Below are 20,292 nucleotides of genomic sequence, written 5' to 3' on the forward strand. Positions count from 1 at the left end.
GGCGACATGCTGTACCTGCCGCCGAACGTGCCGCACCACGGCGTCGCCGAAGACCCCTGCCTGACCTTCTCGTTCGGCATGCGTGCGCCGTCTTCTGCCGAGCTGATCAGCGACTATCTGGACACCCTGATCGCCGATGCCGACGAGAACATCCGCTACCAGGATGCCGACCTGAAGGTGCCGGCCGATCCGAACGAGATCGACACGGTGGCGATGGCACGCGTGATCACCGCGCTCAACGCCATCCGCATGAACGACCCGGACAAGCTGGGCGACTGGTTCGGCCGCTTCATCACCACCTACCGTGCCGCCGGCGAAGTGATGGCGCACCAGGCCGCGCCGGCCCAGGACGAGGTGGTCGAAGCGCTGGCGGCGGGCCTGCTGCTGCAGCGTCACCCGTGGGCGCGGCTGGCCTGGCGCCGGGCCAAGCGTGGCGCCAGCCTCTACGTCAGCGGCCAGGACTTCGCGCTGCCGGTGAAGGACGCCCAGCGCCTGGCCGGTGCCGAACAGCTCGACGCCGCCGCCTATCGCGGCCTGTCCGACAAGGGCCGCGCGGTGGTCCAGCAGCTGCTGGCGGGTGGCGTGTTCCAGCTGATCGACCCGGACGATGCCTATGAGGCCGACGATGAGGACGACGGCGAGGGGGCCGTGGTGCTCGGCGAGGTGGTCGAGGGCCGTGACCGCGTGGATGCGATCGACGCCGATGCGGTGTCCGACGACGTCCACTCCGTGACCGTGCACGACGACGGCATCGAGGTCATCGTCAGCTTCGACGACGAGGACGAGGACGACAGCAACGACGGCCGCGCCTGAGCCCTGCCATGATCCGGGTCCAGCAGGTCAGCCACGCCGACGCCCACATCGCCATCCATGGTGTGCGGCAGCGGGTGTTCGTGCAGGAACAGGGCATCGCCGCCGAGCTGGAACGCGACGCACTGGACCCGGTCAGCGCTCATGTGCTGGCCGTGGACGCGGGGGGCCTGCCGGTCGGCACCGGCCGCCTGGCCCCGGATGGCCGTATCGGCCGCATGGCAGTGCTGGCCGGCCACCGCAACCAGGGCGTCGGCGAGGCCCTGCTGGAGGCGCTGGTACAGGCCGGGCACCGGCTCGGCCTGGCCGAACTGCACCTGCACGCCCAGCTGCCCGCCCGTGATTTCTATGCCCGCCAGGGCTTCCTGCCGGAAGGCGAGGTGTTCGAGGAAGCCGGCATCGGCCACCAGCAGATGCGCCGCCGGCTGGGCGTGGCCAGCGCCATCGACAGCCGCGCCGAGGCGGTGGCCGTTACCACGGCCATCGTCCACCGTGCGCGCCGCCAGCTCTGGCTGCAGAGTCGCCAGCTGGACCCCGGGCTGCTCGATGCACCGCCGGTGCAGGCCGCCCTGCGCCGCTTCGCCACCGCCCGCCACGACAAGCAACTGCGGGTGATCGTGCACGACGCTGCTGCGATTGCCGCCGCCGGGTCGCCGCTGCTGGCGCTGGCCCAGCGCCTGCCCAGTGTGATCCAGTTCCGCGAAGTGACCGATCCGGTCGACCGTGCGCTGGCCTCGGCCTGCCTGCTCAACGATGCCGGTGACTTCTACTTTCGTCTGATCGGGCCTCGCCTCGACGGCGAGGCCGGCATCGCGCTGCCGGCACGTTCGCAACCGTTCGAACAGCAATTGCAGCGAGTCTGGGACCGTTCGCGCGAATGCAGCGAACTTCGCGCGCTCGGCATCTGAGCCGGCAGCGCCGCTCCAACCTGTCTGGAAGCGGCATCGGGGGACGCCGGATGCCCCAGCTGGTGCCCCTTCGTGTCCGGATGGGGGTACAATTTGGCTGTTTGAACGCGCCCGTGCAGGGCTATTCATGTTCCTGCCGGGTCCTTCTGAAGCCATACCCCACAAAGCGAATCAGCACCCTCCATCGTGGACAATCTACTGAAGCAGTTTGCGCAATCTTCGCAACTCGCCGGCGGCAACGCCTCCTATGTCGAGGACCTGTACGAGCAGTACCTGGTCTCCCCGGATAGTGTCGATCCCAAATGGAAGACCTACTTCGACGGCTTCAAGGGCCGTGAAGCAGGTGACATCCCGCACTCGGCCGTCATCTCCCATATCGCGGAAGCGGCCAAGGATGCGCTGAAAGCCGGCACCGGCACCGGTGCGGGCGACGAGCGTGAGCGCAATGTCGGTCGTCTGATCACCGCCTACCGTTCGCGCGGCCACCTCGATGCGCGCCTGGACCCGCTGGGCCTGACCAAGCCGGTCAACACGCCGGACCTGGGCCTGCCGTTCCACAGCCTGTCCGATGCCGACCTCAACAGCGAGTTCAGCACCGGCGGCGTCGGTGGCCAGCCGCGCATGAAGCTGCGCGACCTGCTGGCGCGCCTGAAGGCGACCTACACCGGCTCGATCGGTGCGGAGTTCATGCACATCTCCGAGGTCGAGCAGCGCCAGTGGATCTACAAGAAGCTGGAAGCGGCCGGTGGCAACTACCAGCTGGACGCTGAGACCCAGCGCCGCACCCTGGAGCGCCTGACCGCGGCCGAAGGCCTGGAGCGCTACCTGCACACCAAGTACGTCGGCCAGAAGCGCTTCTCGCTGGAAGGCGGCGACTCGCTGATCCCGATGATGGACACCATCATCCGCAGCGCCGGCAAGGATGGCGTCAAGGACGTGGTGATCGGCATGGCCCACCGCGGCCGCCTGAACGTGCTGGTCAACACCCTGGGCAAGAACCCGCGCAAGCTGTTCGACGAGTTCGAAGGCAAGTTCGAGCACGACGAGCACGCCTCGGCCGGCGACGTGAAGTACCACATGGGCTTCTCGGCCGACGTGGCTACCGACGGCGGCCCGGTGCACCTGGCGCTGGCGTTCAACCCGTCGCACCTGGAAATCGCCGACCCGGTCGTGGCCGGTTCCGTGCGTTCGCGCCAGGAGCGCCGCAAGGACACCGCACGCAAGCAGGTCATGCCGATCCTGATCCACGGCGACGCGGCCTTCTCCGGCCAGGGCGTGGTCATGGAGCTGTTCCAGATGTCGCAGGCCCGCGGCTTCGCCGTCGGCGGCACCGTGCACATCGTGGTCAACAACCAGGTCGGCTTCACCACCTCCAACCCGCTGGATACGCGTTCCACGCGCTATGCCACCGACGTGGCCAAGATGATCGCCGCGCCGGTGCTGCACGTGAACGGCGATGACCCGGAAGCCGTGGTGTTCGCCGCACAGCTGGCCTTCGAATTCCGCCAGACGTTCGCCAAGGACGTGGTCATCGACCTGATGTGCTACCGCCGCTGGGGCCACAACGAGGCCGACGAACCGGCAATCACCCAGCCGCTGATGTACCAGGTGATCCGCAAGCACCCGACCACCCGCGAGATGTATGCCGAGCAGCTGGAAAAGGCCGGCGTGATCGCCGCCGGCGCCGGCAAGGCGATGGTCGATGCCTACCGCGAGAAGCTGGACGCCGGCGAAGTGACCACCGAGCTGGCCAAGGTCGAGAAGACCCCGCCGAGCAGCCCGCTGTTCGTCGATTGGCCGAAGCTGCTGGAAGGCAAGCTGTCCGACCCGGTCTCGACCAAGGTCGAGAAGAACAAGCTGGTCGAGCTGGCCAAGCTGATCAACACCATCCCGGACGAAGTGCAGCTGCACTCGCGCGTGGCCAAGGTCTACGACGACCGCCGCAAGATGGCCGCCGGCGAGATTCCGGGCGACTGGGGCTTTGCCGAGAACCTGGCCTACGCCACCCTGCTCGACGAAGGCCATGCGCTGCGCCTGGTCGGCCAGGACGTCGGCCGCGGTACCTTCACGCACCGCCACGCGATCCTGCACGACCAGAAGACCGACAACTACTACATGCCGCTGCGGCAGCTGGTGGATTCGCCGGAGAAGGCCACCGTCATCGATTCGCTGCTGAGCGAAGAAGCGGTGATGGCCTACGAGTACGGCTTCTCCACCACCGATCCGAACACGCTGTGCATCTGGGAAGGCCAGTTCGGCGACTTCGCCAACGGCGCCCAGGTGGTGATCGACCAGTTCATCGCCGCCGGTGAAGCCAAGTGGGGCCGCATTTCCGGCCTGACCCTGCTGCTGCCGCATGGCTATGAAGGGCAAGGCCCGGAACACAGCTCGGCGCGCCTGGAGCGCTTCCTGCAGCTGTGCGCGCTGGAGAACATGCTGGTGGTGGTGCCGTCGACCCCGGCCCAGGCCTTCCACATGCTGCGCCGCCAGCTGCACCTGACCACCCGCAAGCCGCTGGTGGTGATGTCGCCCAAGTCGCTGCTGCGCCACAAGCTGGCCGTGTCGACCCTGGACGAGCTGGCCAACGGCGAGTTCCAGCACCTGATCGGCGACGCCAATGCCGATGCCAAGAAGGTCAAGCGCGTGGTGCTGTGCTCGGGCAAGGTCTACTACGACCTGCTGGAAGACCAGACCAAGCGTGGCCAGGACGACGTGGCGATCATCCGCGTGGAGCAGCTGTATCCGTTCCCGCGTGCGCTGCTGGCTGCCGAGCTGAAGAAGTACGGCAAGGCCACCGACGTGGTGTGGACGCAGGAAGAACCGCAGAACCAGGGCGCGTGGTACCAGATCCGCCACCACCTGCAGTTCTGCCTGGCCGATGGCCAGAACCTGCACTACGCCGGTCGTGCACGCTCGGCTTCGCCGGCTGCCGGTCACATGGCTGACCATGTCCGCGAGCAGCAGCAGCTGGTCGCCGACGCACTGGTCAACCCGTTCAACGACCAGGTCGCTGAATAACTCTCCCCCCTATTTAGAAGACAAACCAGGAAGCTCCCGCATGGCCACCGAAGTCAAAGCCCCGGTACTGCCCGAATCCGTCGCCGACGGCACCATCGCCACCTGGCACAAGAAGGTGGGCGACGCCGTCAAGCGCGACGAAAACCTGCTTGACCTGGAAACCGACAAGGTCGTCCTGGAAGTGCCGTCGCCGGTCGACGGCGTGATCAAGGAGATCAAGTTCAAGGAAGGCGACACCGTGACCTCCAGCCAGGTCGTGGCGATCATCGAGGAAGGCGCCGTGGCCGCTGCCCCGGCTCCGGCTGCTGAAGCCGCTCCGGCAGCCGCTGCTGTGCCGGCCGCCGCGGCTCCGGCCGCCGCTGCCGCTCCGGCCCCGGCCGCCAAGTCGGCTGCCGACGCGCTGCCGCCGGGCGCCCGCTTCACCGCCATCACCGAAGGCGTGAACCCGGCCGACGTCGACGGCACCGGCCGTCGCGGCGCGGTGACCAAGGAAGACATCGTCAACTTCGCCCGCAACGGCGGCGCCGGCAAGGCCGGTGGTGCACGTCCGGAAGAACGCGTGCCGATGACCCGCATCCGCAAGCGCATCGCCGAGCGCCTGATGGAGTCGAAGAATTCGACCGCCATGCTGACCACCTTCAACGAAGTCGACCTGTCCAAGGTCTCGGCGGCGCGCAAGGAACTGCAGGACGAGTTCGTCAAGGCCCACGGCATCAAGCTGGGCTTCATGAGCTTCTTCGTGAAGGCTGCGGCCAATGCGCTGCAGCGCTTCCCGCTGGTCAACGCCTCGATCGACGGCGACGACATCATCTATCACGGCTACTCGGACATCTCGATCGCCGTGTCGACCGAGAAGGGCCTGGTCACCCCGGTGCTGCGCAACGTCGAGCGCATGTCGTTCGCCGACATCGAGAAGACCATCGCCGACTACGCCAAGAAGGCACGTGACGGCAAGCTGGGCCTGGATGAACTGCAGGGCGGCACCTTCACCGTGACCAACGGCGGCACCTTCGGTTCGCTGCTGTCGACCCCGATCATCAACCCGCCGCAGAGCGCCATCCTGGGCATGCACGCCATCAAGGAGCGTCCGATCGCCCAGAACGGCCAGGTCGTGATCGCGCCGATGATGTACCTGGCGCTGTCCTACGACCACCGCATCATCGACGGCAAGGACTCGGTGCAGTTCCTGGTGGACATCAAGAACCAGCTGGAAAACCCGGGCCGCATGCTGTTCGGCCTGTAAGAAACCTCCCGCCCCTCCGCGCCTGCGCGGAGGGGTTCTGGTAATGCATCAAGGAATAATTCAATGGCTGAACAATTCGACGTCGTCGTCATCGGTGCCGGCCCGGCCGGTTACCACGCTGCCATCCGCGCGGCCCAGCTGGGCCTGAAGACCGCCTGCATCGATGCAGCGCTGGGCAAGGACGGCAAGCCGGCCCTCGGCGGCACCTGCCTGCGCGTGGGCTGCATCCCGTCCAAGGCGCTGCTGGATTCCTCGCGCCAGTTCTGGAACATGGGCCACATCTTTGGCGACCACGGCATCAGCTTCAAGGATGCCAAGATCGACGTCGAAGCGATGGTTGGCCGCAAGGACAAGATCGTCAAGCAGTTCACCGGCGGCATCGGCATGCTGTTCAAGGCCAACAAGGTCGCCGCCTACTACGGCTTCGGTGAACTGCAGCCCGGCAACGTGGTCAAGGTCACCCAGCATGACGGTTCCATCGTCGAGCTGAAGGGCACCAACGTCATCATCGCGGCCGGTTCGGATTCGATCGAACTGCCGTTCGCCAAGTTCGACGGCGAGACCATCGTCGACAACGTTGGCGGCCTGGACTTCACCGAAGTGCCGAACCGCCTGGCCGTGATCGGCGCCGGCGTGATCGGCCTGGAGCTGGGCAGCGTGTGGAAGCGCCTGGGCGCTGAAGTCACCATCCTGGAAGCCATGCCGGAGTTCCTGGCGGCTGCCGATGCCGAAGTGGCCAAGGCGGCTGCCAAGGAATTCAAGAAGCAGGGCCTGGACATCAAGCTCAATGCCAAGGTCTCCAAGACCGAGATCACCGGCAAGGGCAAGAAGAAGGAAGTCATCGTCACCTACACCGACGCGGAAGGCGAAAAGACCCTGACCGTGGACAAGCTGCTGGTGGCCGTGGGCCGTCGCGCCGCCACCAAGGGCCTGCTGGCTGAAGGCACCGGCGTCAAGATCAACGAGCGCGGCCAGATCGAAGTGGACGCGCACTGCCACACCGGCGTCAACGGCGTGTGGGCGGTCGGCGACTGCGTGCGCGGCCCGATGCTGGCGCACAAGGGCTTCGAGGAAGGCATCGCGGTGGCCGAGCTGATCGCCGGCCTGCCGGGCCACGTCAACTTCGACACCATCCCGTGGGTCATCTACACCGAGCCGGAACTGGCCTGGGTCGGCAAGACCGAAGCGCAGCTGAAGGCTGAGGGCATTCCGTACAAGGCCGGCAGCTTCCCGTTCGCCGCCAATGGCCGTGCCGTGGCGATGATCGAGCCGGCGGGCTTCGTGAAGATCCTGGCCCATGCCGAAACCGATCGCATCCTCGGCATGCACCTGGTCGGCGCCAACGTCTCCGAACTGGTGCACGAAGGCGTGCTGACCATGGAGTTCAGCGGCTCGGCCGATGACCTGGCCCGCATCTGCCACGCCCACCCGTCGCTGTCGGAAGTGATCCACGACGCGGCGATGGCGGTCAGCAAGCGCGCCATCCACAAGGCGAACTGATCGTTCGCTGGTCGTGCCGGCCGCTGGCCGGCATGGCTGAAACAAAAACCCCGCCTCGGCGGGGTTTTTTGTTGCCCATTTCCCTGTAGCGCCGCGCCCACGCGCGGCTGCCTTGGAAAGGCCGCCGAGCATGGCTCGGCGCTACACCTTTCCAGCGGGCTTCTTCGGCGGATCCTCACAGACCCTGTGCTGCACGACCGTATCGCCAACCTTCCATTCCTTCGCAATCCTGCAGCGCTCCTTGGCTTTCGGCACGGGGACCGCTGCTGCGTTCGCCTCATCGGCGGCGGCGGTCTGCTGGCGTTCCAGCCACACCGAGGGCGGCGCTGGAGGTGCGGCCAGTACCGGGGCCGCCAACAGGACCAGACCGGCCAGCAGCATCCTCCTCATGCGGGAACCGCCCGACCACCGAGCAGGCGCGCCGGCAGCATGAACAGCGCGCGCAGGAAGGCGAACAGCGCCGCGAAGGTGATGCCGACCATGCGGAACGGCAGGCTCAGCAGCCAGACGAACGGCCAGGCGATCAGGGCGAGGATCGCCAGCGGCCAGCACAGCACGAACAGCAGGCACCACACACCGAGCGCGAACAGGGTCTTCATCACGGTCTCCTTGTGGCGGCACCCTGCCGCCTGCAGACACCTTGGCGCCCTGCCCCGGCGGTCGCAAATGGTTTGCGACGAAACCGGGCTGGGGGCGATGAAACCGATCCAGCACCGCTGTAGAGCCGAGCCCACGCTCGGCTGCTCTTCGTTGCGATCACAGAAAACCCGCGCTGCGCGCGACAACCGAGCGTGGGCTCGGCTCTACAGGAGCTGCACCGCCCCCGGGCGGCCGTGGCTCACCTGGAAGCGCGCCGCGGTGCGCACTGCGGCATCCCGGCGCAGCACGCTGTCGGCAAAGCGCAGTTCGGCGTCCACGGCCTGCCGGTCCAGCTGCAGCTTCCACCAGCCGCGGCGGTCGCCGTCAAAGTAACGGATGTGCGGGTTCTGCGCTATCGATGGCCCGTAGTACGGCCCATACGGCGTGTCGTCGCCACCACTGCTGATCGCCGGAGCGATGAATTCGGTGGCCACGACCGGCGCGCGGGCCGCGTCGAAATCCAGCTTCAGGTCGTTGACGAAGGTGGAATGCCAGTCACCACCGAGCACGATGGCATTGCCCTGCCCGCCCGCCTGCAAGGCCTGCAGCAGCCGGTTGCGTGCGGTGGGATAACCATCCCAGGCGTCGTTCCAGAAGCGCTCGCGTGGCGTGCCACCGTCCAGCCGCAGCTGCGCCATCAGCAGCTGCTGCACCACCACGTTCCAGCGCGTGCCGCGCGCAGCTGCCATTGACCGGGTGAACCATGCTTCCTGGTCCAGGCCCAGCATGCTCATGCGCGGGTCCAGTGCCGCTTCGCAGCGCGGCGACTCACCCACCCCACAGGGATTGGCCGGACGGAACTGGCGGCAGTCGAGCAGCGTCAGCTGCGCCAGATCGCCGTAGCGCAGGCGCCGATGCACGCGCAGGCCACCGTTGCCGGCAGGCGTGCTGCGCATCGGCAGGTGTTCGTAGAACGCGCGGTAGGCTGCCGCGCGGCGCACGATGAAATCCTCGGTCGAGACGCCGGGCTTCTCCGGATGGATACCGGAGTAATCGTTCTGCACTTCGTGGTCGTCCCAGATCACCGCGAAGGCATGCGCGGCATGCGCCGCCTGAAGATCCGGATCGAGCTTGTACAGCGCGTACTGGTCACGGTAGCGCTCCAGGCTCACCGTCTCGCCACTGAAGCGTGCCGCGTCCAGCGTGCTGCCGCGCGCGTTCTGCAGCGGGCTGTATTCGTACAGGTAGTCGCCGGCGTGCAGCACCAGATCAACATCGCTCTGCGCGATATCGCGGAGTACCGGGTAGTAGCCGCTGTTCCAGGCCTGGCAGGTGCACAACGCCAGCCGCAGCTGCTGCAGCTGCGTTTCCGACAGCGGTGCGGTACGGAAGTGGCCGACCGGACTTTCCTCATCACCGTCGCAGGCGAAGCGGTAGTAGTAGTCACGGCCCGGACGGAGGCCATTGACCTCCACATGCACCGAATGGGCGAGCTCGGGCACCGCCGCCGCAACACCACGCTGCACCAACCGGCGCATTCCGGGGTCTTCGGCCACGAACCAGCGCACCGGCGCCGCCCGCGCCGGCATGCCGCCGCCATTGAGCGGGTCCGGTGCCAGCCGCGTCCACAGCACTGCACCCTGTGGATCCGGATCGCCGGCGGCAACGCCGAGGGTGAAGGGATCACGCCCCAGCCGCGGCCTTGGTCCGGCCGTGGCCAGCCCGGGCATCGCCGCCAGTGCGATCGCCGCCCCCGTGCCCTGCCACGCCATGCGCAGCAGGCGACGACGGCATTCCGGATCCACCGGCCCGCGCATCAGAAGCGCACGGTCGCGGTGGCCATCACCTGCCGCGGCGCGCCGACCTGCATCGTCGCCAGGCTGCGGGTCGGGTCGGCGGCATAGGTGCCGTTGGTGTTGATCGAGGACAGGTAGCGCTTGTCGGTCAGGTTGGTCAGGTTCAGCGCCACGGTCAGGTTCTGAGCCGGGCCGAGCGTGCCAAAGTCATAGGCGAGCGACGCATTGACCAGCCAGTAGCTCGGCACCGAGACATCGTTGGTATAGGTCACGTAACGCTTGCCGACATGGTTGGCAGCCAGGCGCAGGTCCCACGGCCCCGGGGTCCACGCCAGGGTGCTGGCGAACATCCATTCCGGGGTGTCGACGGTCTTCTTGCCGCGGGTCGGCACCACACCGTTGTTCACGTAGTCGTTGTCGTAGGTGCTGTCATTCCAGGACAGCGCGTTGGACCAGGCCAGGTCCTGCATCGGCTTCAGCTGCAGCGTCGCCTCGGCGCCGCGGCTGGTCACCGAACCGACGTTGGAGAACAGCGCCGGGCAACCGAGGATGCCCACGCACTGCGCAATGGCCAGCAGGCGGTTGTCGAACTTGACGTCGTATACCGCAACCGAGGCTTCATAGCCCTGCCCGTAGCCACGCCAGCCCAGCTCGAGGGTGCGCGACTGTTCCGGCTTCAGGTTCTGCGCGCTGGTGTCGAACGCGGCCTGCGGCACGTTGAAGGGGCTACCCACGCCCAGCGCATAGGCGGCCACGTTCCTGGCGAACGAACCGAAGATCTCGTTGCCTTCGTTGAGCTTGAAGTTGAAGCCTGCCTGCGGCAGGAAACCCTTCTTCGAGGTCAGGCTGCTGTTGTTGGCATAGCTGCCCAGTGGCGTGCGCACACGGGTGCGGGTATGCGGCGACTTCGCGCCGATGTCGAGGGTCAGGCGATCGTCGAACAGCCGAATGCGGTCCTGCACGTAGAACTGGCGGGTGATGGTGGTGTAGCGCTGGTGCCACACGCGCTGGTCCGGATTGCGCAGGAAGAAGTCATCGGTGATCGGGCCGTCGATATAGTAGAAGTTGCGCTGCACGCTGTGGCCGTTGTCTTCGTACCACAGGCCCGCTTCCAGTTCGTGGCCTGCCACGTTCCAGGTGAACGCCGAGGTCACGCCGGTGCGGTCGATCGCGTACTCGGTGGTGCGGATCGAGATCGGGATCTCGCGGCGGGTGCCCGGGTTGGAGGGATTGGACGGGCTGAACCAGTGGCCCTGGCCGCGGTTGCTGTGGTTGTAGACGTTGACCTTCAGGCGCATCGACGCGTTCAGGCCGAAATCGCCGGCGATGCTGGACAGGTCGTCATTGCGCAGGCCGTGGCCGGAGTAGTACGCATCCCACGGGCTGTTGACGCCGCCGCTGAATGTGCCGCGTGCGGCGGCGATGGCGCGATCCCAGTCCGGCGCGTAGTTGTCCCAGTCCCAGCCGAGGCGATCGATCATCTCCAGCGACAGGTCCTGGTAATCCGCCTCAACGCGGCGCGAGGCGTTGAACAACGCGGTGATCCTGCTGTCCGTTCCGAAGTTGTAGGTGGCCTTGCCGTTGAACTGCTTCAGCTCCTGCGAGCCCTTGCCCTTCCACTTGTCGCCCTCGGAGTAGGCGCCGGACAGGTAGGCGGCAAAGCCCTGGTGTTCGCCGGTTTCCAGGCGAGCATAGCTGCGGCGTGCGTTGTCGCTGCCAAAGCCCTGCGCCAGCACCACGCCGTACTCGGTGGATGGGTCGATCGAATAGAACTGGAACACACCGCCGAGATTGCTGGTGGATGGCGTACCCAGCGCGCCGATGCCGGTGGAAACTTCGGCACCGCCCAGGTTCTCGCTGATCACCGCACGGCTGATATGCAGGCCGTTGCTGTTGCCGTAGGCCATGTTGCCCAGCGGAACGCCATCGAGCGTGTAGCCCAGGCGGTTCTGGTTGAAGCCGCGCAGGCTGATGGTAGTGGACCACTCATACGCACCGGTGGCGTCGGCCGATTCGAAATGCACGCCCGGCTTGGTCGCCAGCAGCTTCAACGGGTTGGCGCCGGGCGGCAGCACCTTCATGTCCTCGGCGGTGACGCGCTGCACCTGGCGGGCTTCGCCGCGGCCGATCACCGAGACCGAATCGAGCGTGGTGGCTGACTGCGCATCGGCGACGGGGGCGGTTTCAGCAGCCGCCAGCGACGGCAGCGAAGCACAGACCAGCAGGGCCAGCAGATTGCGGCGGAGCGGAGCGTGGGATGGCATGAAGGCGGATTCCTCGGGCACGCTGGACGCCGAAGGGCGGCGTCGAAGGGCAGCAGCGGGCGGAATCGTAGAAGCGTCGCGTTACATGTCATTTACACGCCACGCACGGGCGTTCGGCGTTTCGAATGGCCTGCCGGCCGCGGTGGGGTGCCGCCCAGCGCCCGGCACGACCGTTACTCGAACGAACCGACCGAATCGTGGGCCAGGTTGTCGAACCGGGTGTACTCGCCGAAGAACTTCAGCTTGCACGAGCCGGTCGGGCCACCACGGTGCTTGCCGATGATGATCTCGGCCAGGCCCTTGTCCGGCGAGTTTTCCTTGTTGTAGTAGTCATCGCGGTAGATGAACACGATCATGTCCGCGTCCTGCTCGATTGCGCCCGATTCACGAAGGTCGGCCATCACCGGGCGCTTGTCGGTACGCGTTTCCAGTGAGCGGTTGAGCTGGGACAGCGCGATCACCGGCACGTTCAGTTCCTTGGCCAGGCCCTTGAGCGAACGCGAGATCTCCGAGATTTCGGTCGCGCGGTTCTCGCTGTTGCCCGGCACGCTCATCAGCTGCAGGTAGTCGATCACGATCAGGCCCAGGTCGTGCTCGCGCTTGAGCCGGCGGCACTTGGAACGCAGCACTTCCGGTGACACGCCCGGCGTATCGTCGATGAAGATCTTGGTTTCCTTCAGCATCTTGATCGCGCTGGTGACACGGCTCCAGTCCTCGTCTTCCAGCTGGCCGGTACGCAGGCGCTGCGCGTTGATGCGGCCGTTGGAGGAGATCAGGCGCATCGCCAGCTGCGAGGCCGACATTTCCATCGAGAACACCGCCACGCCCTTCTTCGACTTGATCGCCGCGTACTCGGCGATGTTCAGCGCGAAGGTGGTCTTGCCCATCGCCGGGCGCGCGGCCAGGATGATCAGGTCGGTCGGCTGCAGGCCGGCGGTCATTGCATCAAAGTCGTTGTAGCCGGTCGGCAGGCCGGTGATGTTGCCGCCGTTCTCGAAGCGGTTGCGCAGTTCCTCGAAGGCATCCTTCAGCGCGCCGGGCATGGCCACGAAGTCGGTACGGCCGCGTGCGCCCTGTTCGGCGATGGCGAACACGCTCTTCTCCGCCGCCGACAGCAGTTCGCTGCTGTCACGGCCTTCGGGTTGGAAGCCATCATTGACGATGTCGGTACCCACCTGGATCAGCTGCCGCAGCACCGCCTTGTCGCGCACGATCTCGGCGTAGGCCACGATGTTGGCCGCCGACGGCGTGGTGCTGGCCAGCTCGACCAGGTAGGCGCCATCGCCGACCAGTTCCAGCTTGCCCTGCGATTCGAACCACTCGCCCAGGGTCACCGCATCGAATGGCCGCTCGCGCTCGGACAACTCGCGGATCGCCCGGTAGATCATCTGATGGTCACGACGATAGAAATCGCCCTCGGTCAGCTGGTCGTTGACCCGGTCATAGGCTTCCGGTGCCAGCATCAGGCCACCGAGCACCGCCTGTTCGGCTTCCACCGAATGCGGTGGCACCCGCAACTGGTCGATGCGCGACTCGTCGCGATCGCGATCGAAGCCATCACCGCGCTCTCTGCGGTTGGAACGGAAGCCGGAACGAGCGGACATGCTGCGGTGTTTCCTGCAAAAGTGGGCCAGATCAGTGTAGGCATGCGCCGACCCCGGGGGCCATGGACAAGCCTGTGGATAAGCCGTGGAAGAACGGGGGATATCCGCCGGAGTCTGGCCAGAGTGGCGCGGGAGCGTCGCATTGCCTGCGATGGGCACCGTTGCGGCACCCGAGCGGGTCATTATCGCAGATCGCAGCCCCGGGGTTGGGGTCGGATCCCCCTGCGACGCAGGGGGCTCTGACCCCGCAGGCGTCAATCGCCCTTCACGTGCACCGCAATCAGCGCCAGGAACCGATCCACGTAGCCCTGCAGGAATTTCTGCGTACCTTCGTTGTGGATCGTGCCGTCGGCATCGATCAGGCCGTCCTTGAAATGAATGAACGCCTCGGGCTGACCGAGCACGTGCATGTCCAGGAAGGCCAGGCTGTTGCGCAGGTGCTGCTGGGCCACGGCGGTGCCGATCTGGCCGATGGAGGCACCGATCACCGCCGCCGGCTTGCCGGCAAAGGCGCTGTCACCATACGGGCGCGAGCCGATGTCGATGGCGTTCTTCAGCACCCCAGGCACCGAGCGGTTGTACTCGGGGGTGACGAACAGCACCGCATCGGCCGCACGCACCTGATCTTTCAGCCGGGTGCCCTGCGGCGGATAGTGGCCATCGAAATCCTGGTCGTACAACGGCAGATCGCCGATCTGCACATACTGGAAGCGTGCGCGGTCACCGGCGATCTTCTCCAGCGCGTGGGCCAGCTTGCGGTTGCAGGAGTCCTTGCGCAGGCTGCCGACGAGCACGGCAATGGTGGGGACGGACATCGGGACATACTCCTCACGGTGCGGGAGCTCCAGCCTAGTGGCCGGGCCCGTGCAGGCCGGTGAAGATCAGCCGCCGCTGACGCCCGCGCGCACCTGCCGCCAATGCGCCTGCCAGGCCTGGAACATCAGCACGTTCCACAGATGGGTGTGCCACTTGCGCTGCCCGCCCAGGAACTGCTGCCACAACGGCTGCACTGCCGCCGCCGACAGCACGCCCTCGCGTTCCAGGCGCGCGGGCTGCAGCAGGTCCTCGGCCCAGGGCCGCAGGTCGCCCTTCAGCCAATCGCTGACCGGCGCACCGAAGCCACGCTTGGGGCGGTGCACCATCGACTGCGGCACATAGCGCCCCAGCACGCGCTTGAGCAGCACCTTGCTGGTGGTCTCGCTGCGCTTGAAGCCCAGCGGCAGCGACCAGGCGAACTCGGCCACGCGCCAGTCCAGCAACGGCGCCCGCGCCTCCAGGCTGACCGCCATCGACGTGCGGTCGACCTTGCACAGCAGATCGTCAGGCAGGTAGCTCACGAAATCGGCCAGCATCATCGCATCGGCCGGGGTGCCAGCGCCGTGCAGGGGATCGGCCAGGTCATAGAAACTGCCGGCGGCCTGCGCGCCGGGCACGGCGGCGACCGGATCGCGCCAGCGCGAAATGCGGTTGCGGTAAACGTCGCCGATGCCACGCGCACCGGTCTCGGCCAGCAGTGCCGCCAACCCACCGGTGCGCGAGGCCTCGCCCTGCTGCTGCGAACGCGCCCCCATCCAGCGCCGCAAGGGGCCAGGTACGCGGCCGAGCATCTGCCAGTTGCGCAGCGCGCGCACGTAGCGCGTGTAACCGAAGAACAGTTCATCGCCACCATCGCCGGACAGCGCCACGGTCACGCCCTGCCGCGCCAGGCGCGCGACCAGTGCGGTCGGTACCTGCGAGGCATCGGCGAAGGGCTCATCGAACATCGCCGGCAGCTGCGGCACCACCGCCAGGGCATCGGCGCCGCTGACATACAGTTCGGTGTGGTCGCAACCCAGGTGCGCGGCCAGTTCCCTGGCCAGGGGCGCCTCGTCATGGCTCGAATCACGGAAGCCGATGCTGAAGCTGTGCACCGGCTGCCCACTCTGCGCCTGCATCAACGCAGCCACCAGTGACGAATCAGTACCGCCGGACAGGAATACCCCCACTGGCACGTCGGCCACCATGCGCAGCGCCACTGCATCGCGCAGCAGTGTGTCCAGCTGTTCCTCGGCCTCCTCGATGCGGCCCTGGAACGGCGCGGCCAGGGCCGCCTGCATGCGCGCACGCGCATCCCAGTAAGGGCGTTGCGCCTGCTCGGGGCGATGCGCGGCCGCGCCAGCAGCGACCATTGCCGCGTCCAGGCGCAGCACCCGGCCAGGCATCAGCTTGTAGCAGCGCTGGTGGATGCTGTGCGGCGCCGGAATGTAGTCCAGCCGCAGCAGCAGGGTCAGTGCGTCGCGATCGATGTCGTTGTCGAAGGCCGGGTGCTGCCACAGCGCCTTCAGTTCCGAACCGAACACCAGCGTGTCACCGGCCCAGCCGTAGTACAGCGGCTTCTTGCCGACACGGTCGCGGGCCAACCACAGGCATTGCGCCTGACGGTCCCACAGCGCGATGGCAAACATGCCGTTGCAGCGCTGCAGGGTCTCTTCCACGCCCCACTGCAGGATCGCCGCCAGCAGCACTTCGGTGTCGGAATGGCCACGGAAGCCATGCCCCAGCGGCTCCAGCTCGGCACGCAGCGCCGCGAAGTTGTAGACCTCGCCGTTGTAGGCCATCACGTAGCGGCCATCGGCCGACGCCATCGGCTGGTGGCCGAGCGGGGACAGGTCAAGGATGCTCAGGCGGCGATGCGCCAGCGCGATGCCGGACCCGGCATCGACCCAGCTGCCGCCATCATCCGGCCCGCGATGGTGCAGCGCCTGGCCCATGGCCAGCACCTGCGCCTGCAGCACCTCGGCCGACGCCATCGGCGCCGGCAACAACATTCCCGCCAATCCACACATGCATCAGGGTTCCTGCGCCAGGTCGAGGGCGGCGCCAATCACCGCATTGTCGCTTGGAAGCCCGAACATTGCTGCCCCTGCCAGCGGGGTATAGGTATCGGCGCCACAGACCCGGCGCAGCGGCAGATGGCCGAACCCGGCTTCGACCAGGGCGGTGACCACGCCTTCGCCCACCCCGCCGCTGTGGCGGCCCTCGTCCAGCACCAGCAGGCGCTTGGCCGTTGCGGCCTGGGACGCGATGAACCCTGCATCCAGCGGCACCAGCCAGCGCAGGTCGACCACCCGCACCCGCCAGCCCAGCTGCTGCTCGATCGCCCGCGCCGCCCGCAGTGCCATCGGCACGCCGTTGCCATAGGTGTAGACCACCAGGTCGTCGGCGTCGGCGGCATAGACCCGCCCCTCACCCGGCACCAGCGCCTGCCCCTGCGCCGGGTAGTCGAACAGCCACTGGCCATCGCCGGCGTCGTGCAGGTCCTTGCTCATGTACAGCGCGATCGGCTCCAGCAGCACCGCCACCCGCCCGTCCACCCGGGCCATCGCCGCCAGCGTGCGCAGCATCATCACCGCATCGTCGCCGCGCGACGGGCAGCCGACCACCAGCCCCGGAATGTCGCGCAGCGCGGTGATCGAATTGTCATTGTGGAAGTGGCCGCCGAAGCCCTTCTGGTAGCCCAGCCCTGCCACCCGCACCAGCATCGGGTTGCGGTACTGGTCATTGGAGAAGAACTGCAGCGAACACGCCTCGCCACGCAGCTGGTCGATGGCGTTGTGCAGGTACGCCAGGTACTGGATCTCCGGAATCGGCAGCATGCCCATGTTGGCCAGGCCCTGCGCCATGCCCAGGATCATGGTTTCATCCAGCAGCGTGTTGAACACCCGGCGCGGGCCAAAGCGGCGCAGCAGATCCTTGCTGACGGTATAGACGCCGCCCTTCTGTGCCACGTCCTCGCCGAACAGCAGGCTCTGCGGATACTTGGCCAACAGCTCCTGCAGGCCATGGTTGATCTGGATCGCAAGGTGCCGCGGCGCCTGCCGTTCGGGCAGTGCCCCGGCATCGCCATACAGCGCTTCGCGCGTTTCCGTCGGCACCGCACGCTGCGCCTCCGCCTGCACCGCTGCCGGCGTGTACGGTGCCAGCGGGGCCATCACCTGCTGCAGCGACTGCAGCTTGGCGCTGCCCTCGGCATCGGCCGCGGCGGCCATGCAGCGCGCACGCATCGTTTCGTACGCCGCCTCGATCGCCGCCGCATCCATCCAGCCCGATTCCAGCGCGATCTGCGCCGAGCGCAGCAGCGGATCCCACGCCTCGGCCGCGCACAGTTCCGGCAGCGCGCGCCACTCCACCTCGAAATCGGTGCCGGCGTGGCCCATCAGGCGCGTGGTGCGCAGATGCAGGAAGGTCGGCCGCCGGGTCCGCCGGCAATGCGCCACGGCCACCTGCACCTGGGCATGGCCCGTGGCCAGGTCCAGGCCGTCGGCGAAGAAGTAGTCCAGCCCCGGTTGCCGGCTGAATCGCTCGGCGATCCAGCCTTCAGGCGTCTTCACCGAGATGCCCAGGCCGTTGTCTTCGCAGACGAACAGGATCGGTGCCGGCAGCTTCTGGTAGGCCGACCACATGGCCGTGTTGAAGGCGGTCTGCGCGGTGGCGTGGTTGGCCGAGGCATCGCCGAACGAACACAGCACGATGCTGTCGGCGGGAATCGGCAGGTCCTGGCCCAACCGCTTGCCGCTCTCGATGGCCAGCGCGGTACCCAGCGCCTTGGGCAGGTGCGAGGCGATGGTCGAGGTCTGTGGCAGGACCCACAACGGCTTGCTGCCCCAGACCTTGTGACGGCCACCGCTGGCCGGATCCTCGGCACTGGCGGCGAACGAGAGCGCGGCATCGCGCAGCGGGTCGATGCCCGGCACCTGGCGCGAGCGCTCGGCCATGAAGGCGCCGGAGCGATAGTGCAGGAACGCCGGGTCGGTGTGCCGGCAGGCCCGCGCCAGCAGCGCATTGCCCTCGTGGCCGGACGAACCGATGGTGTAGAAGACCTTGTTCTGCACCCGCAGTACGCGCGCCATCAGGTCCAGCTGGCGGCTGGCCAGCTGCGAATCGAACAGCTCATCGAAGGCTGCAGCAGTGAGCGTGCTGCCCGGCAGGATCGGCTGGTCCGGCGCCGGTCGCGGGCGCGGGTTGCCGCGCCAGCCGCGCACCGCCTCGAGGAAATTGGCGTCGCAGACATCGGCGCGGTTGAGCACGCGCATGCGTGCGGGAATCGGATCGGGAACCGCTGCGAACATCGAACACCCTCCGTGTCGTTGTTGCATTCGGCCGGGCCTGGCCCGGCATTACCCTGTTCGGTTCACGCGGCTTCGAAGCGCGCGCGCACCTCGTCGCTGACCGCCGGCATCGGCACGAAGCGTGGCTGCGCACGTACGCGCTGCAGCCAGGCGCGCACTTCCGGGAACGGCTCCAGGCCGATGCCGCCCTCGCCCGCCACATCGGTGTAGGCAAACAGGGCAATGTCGGCGATGCCATAGCCGCTGCCGGTGAACCATTGCGCCTGGCGCAGGTGCTGCTCCATCACCGCCAGCGCGCTGGCGGCGCGTTCATGCAGGCGCGGCAGCTCGGCCCGGCGCGGTGAATCGGCTGCAGTCCAGCCGCGGATGAAGCGCGCCACCGCCACGCAGGGCTCATGCGTGTACTGCTCGAAGAACATCCAGCTCAGTGCCTGCGCACGCTCCCAGCCATCCACCGGCAGGTACGGCGTGCCTTCAGCCAGCCAGAACAGGATTGCATTGGACTCGGTCAGCACGCGGCCGTCGTCGCGGACGATCAGCGGCACCTTGGCATTGGGATTCAGTGCCAGGAACTCGGCGGTGTGGGTCTGCCCATGGGCGCTGTCGACCTCCACCCAGCGGTAGCGGCTGCCAAGCTGCTCCAGCAGCAGCCGGACCTTGTGGCAATTGCCCGAGACCGACATGCCATGCACCGTCAGCGGGACGCGCTCTTCCACCATTGCCTGCTCCATCGGATCCGGCCGGCGGCCGGCTGCGTGCAGTCTGGCAAGTGCGCCAGGGAATGCCAAGCGCGGATGCAGCATGGGCCCCCGGTAGTGCCGGCCGCGGGCCGGCAATCGCACGAATCCTGCTGCAACGAGGTTGCCGACCAGCGGCCGGCACTACCGGATCACGTTCAGCGTGCGCGCTGCCGCCATTGTTCGCGCGACTGGCCCCAGATCTGCATCGGTTTATCGTTGTACGGCGGCGGCAGTTCGCCCATACGCAGCAGCGTGCTGCCCAGCTTGCGCGCGACCGCCCGCGAGTTGTCGTTGTTCTCGGCGATGGTATGGATCACCTCGTCCCAGCCCAGCGTGTCGAAGGCCCAGTCGATGGCGGCAACCGCCGCTTCCGGCGCATACCCCCTGCCCCAACTGGCGTGGCGGATACCCCAACCGACCTCCGTGCCCGGCCAGTCCTGCGGCTGCCACGGGCCCATCCGCCCGATCCATTGGCCACTGGCCTTCTCGATCACGCTGAACATCGAGAAGCCGAACAGCTGCCAGGCGCCGGCCAGGCTGCAGAAACCGCGCCAGGCCACCGAGGGCGGCTGCACGCCCCCCAGGGTGCGCATCGTTTCCTCGTCGGCGCAGAAAGCCAGATAGGGTTCGTAGTCCTCGCGCAGCAGCGGGCGCAGGATCAGCCGCTCGGTTTCGAGGCGCAGGTCGAAGATGCTCATGCCGACTCCATGTCGAAGGGGCCA

15 protein-coding genes are annotated in these 20,292 nt (G+C 67.2%); 5 read left to right on the forward strand and 10 right to left on the reverse strand.

Going from position 1 to position 20,292, the window contains the following annotated elements; genetic code table 11:
* The 5 genes from ARC23_RS16815 to lpdA form a co-directional block, all read left to right on the forward strand.
* On the forward strand, positions 1-813 hold an 813-nt coding region (locus ARC23_RS16815; RefSeq protein WP_160321666.1), incomplete at its 5' end, for a ribosomal protein uL16 3-hydroxylase.
* Positions 814-821: 8 nt separating this feature from the next.
* Positions 822-1,718, forward strand: a complete 897-nt coding sequence (locus tag ARC23_RS16820) for a GNAT family N-acetyltransferase (RefSeq protein WP_057498255.1) — start codon at positions 822-824, stop codon at positions 1,716-1,718.
* A 186-nt stretch (positions 1,719-1,904) separates the two neighbouring features.
* Complete coding sequence (locus tag ARC23_RS16825) at positions 1,905-4,736, forward strand: 2-oxoglutarate dehydrogenase E1 component (RefSeq protein WP_057498256.1); 2,832 nt, start codon at positions 1,905-1,907, stop codon at positions 4,734-4,736.
* A 40-nt stretch (positions 4,737-4,776) separates the two neighbouring features.
* Positions 4,777-5,979, forward strand: coding sequence for a dihydrolipoyllysine-residue succinyltransferase (sucB, locus tag ARC23_RS16830; RefSeq protein WP_057498257.1), 1,203 nt, complete (start codon positions 4,777-4,779; stop codon positions 5,977-5,979).
* Between the two features lie 63 nt (positions 5,980-6,042).
* Complete coding sequence (lpdA, locus tag ARC23_RS16835; RefSeq protein ID WP_049402258.1) at positions 6,043-7,479, forward strand: dihydrolipoyl dehydrogenase; 1,437 nt, start codon at positions 6,043-6,045, stop codon at positions 7,477-7,479.
* Positions 7,480-7,620: 141 nt separating this feature from the next.
* Here lpdA and ARC23_RS16840 read toward each other — a convergent pair whose 3' ends face one another.
* From ARC23_RS16840 to ARC23_RS16885, 10 genes are all read right to left on the reverse strand, one after another.
* Entirely contained in the window at positions 7,621-7,860 is a 240-nt protein-coding gene (locus ARC23_RS16840) for a hypothetical protein (protein WP_203226373.1), read from the reverse strand.
* Positions 7,861-7,865: 5 nt separating this feature from the next.
* A complete protein-coding gene (locus ARC23_RS16845; RefSeq protein WP_057498259.1) occupies positions 7,866-8,078 on the reverse strand; it encodes a hypothetical protein in 213 nt (70 codons plus the stop codon).
* Between the two features lie 204 nt (positions 8,079-8,282).
* Positions 8,283-9,875, reverse strand: a complete 1,593-nt coding sequence (locus ARC23_RS16850) for an alkaline phosphatase D family protein (protein WP_057498260.1) — start codon at positions 9,873-9,875, stop codon at positions 8,283-8,285.
* Positions 9,875-12,118, reverse strand: coding sequence for a TonB-dependent receptor family protein (locus ARC23_RS16855; RefSeq protein ID WP_057498261.1), 2,244 nt, complete (start codon positions 12,116-12,118; stop codon positions 9,875-9,877). The genes ARC23_RS16850 and ARC23_RS16855 overlap by 1 nt, the downstream gene beginning before the upstream one ends.
* Positions 12,119-12,291: 173 nt before the next feature.
* Positions 12,292-13,722 (reverse strand): replicative DNA helicase, encoded by a 1,431-nt coding sequence (locus ARC23_RS16860; protein WP_057498262.1) that lies wholly within the window; start codon positions 13,720-13,722, stop codon positions 12,292-12,294.
* 254 nt (positions 13,723-13,976) lie between these two features.
* On the reverse strand, positions 13,977-14,537 hold the full coding sequence (locus ARC23_RS16865) for an NADPH-dependent FMN reductase (RefSeq protein WP_057498263.1): 561 nt from the start codon (positions 14,535-14,537) through the stop codon (positions 13,977-13,979).
* A gap of 66 nt (positions 14,538-14,603) precedes the next feature.
* A complete protein-coding gene (gene asnB, locus ARC23_RS16870) occupies positions 14,604-16,547 on the reverse strand; it encodes an asparagine synthase (glutamine-hydrolyzing) (RefSeq protein WP_057498264.1) in 1,944 nt (647 codons plus the stop codon).
* A 3-nt stretch (positions 16,548-16,550) separates the two neighbouring features.
* Positions 16,551-18,830 carry a transketolase C-terminal domain-containing protein gene (locus tag ARC23_RS16875; protein WP_057498265.1) on the reverse strand — a complete coding sequence of 760 codons (2,280 nt, stop codon included), beginning with the start codon at positions 18,828-18,830 and terminating at the stop codon, positions 16,551-16,553.
* Between the two features lie 62 nt (positions 18,831-18,892).
* Positions 18,893-19,549: a glutathione S-transferase family protein gene (locus tag ARC23_RS16880; RefSeq protein WP_057498266.1), complete on the reverse strand. Its 657-nt coding sequence runs from the start codon at positions 19,547-19,549 to the stop codon at positions 18,893-18,895.
* 176 nt (positions 19,550-19,725) lie between these two features.
* A complete protein-coding gene (locus ARC23_RS16885) occupies positions 19,726-20,268 on the reverse strand; it encodes a GNAT family N-acetyltransferase (protein WP_057498267.1) in 543 nt (180 codons plus the stop codon).
* Positions 20,269-20,292: the final 24 nt, after the last annotated feature.

The sequence above is a fragment of the Stenotrophomonas beteli genome (assembly GCF_001431665.1).
GTDB classification, from domain to species: domain Bacteria; phylum Pseudomonadota; class Gammaproteobacteria; order Xanthomonadales; family Xanthomonadaceae; genus Stenotrophomonas; species Stenotrophomonas beteli.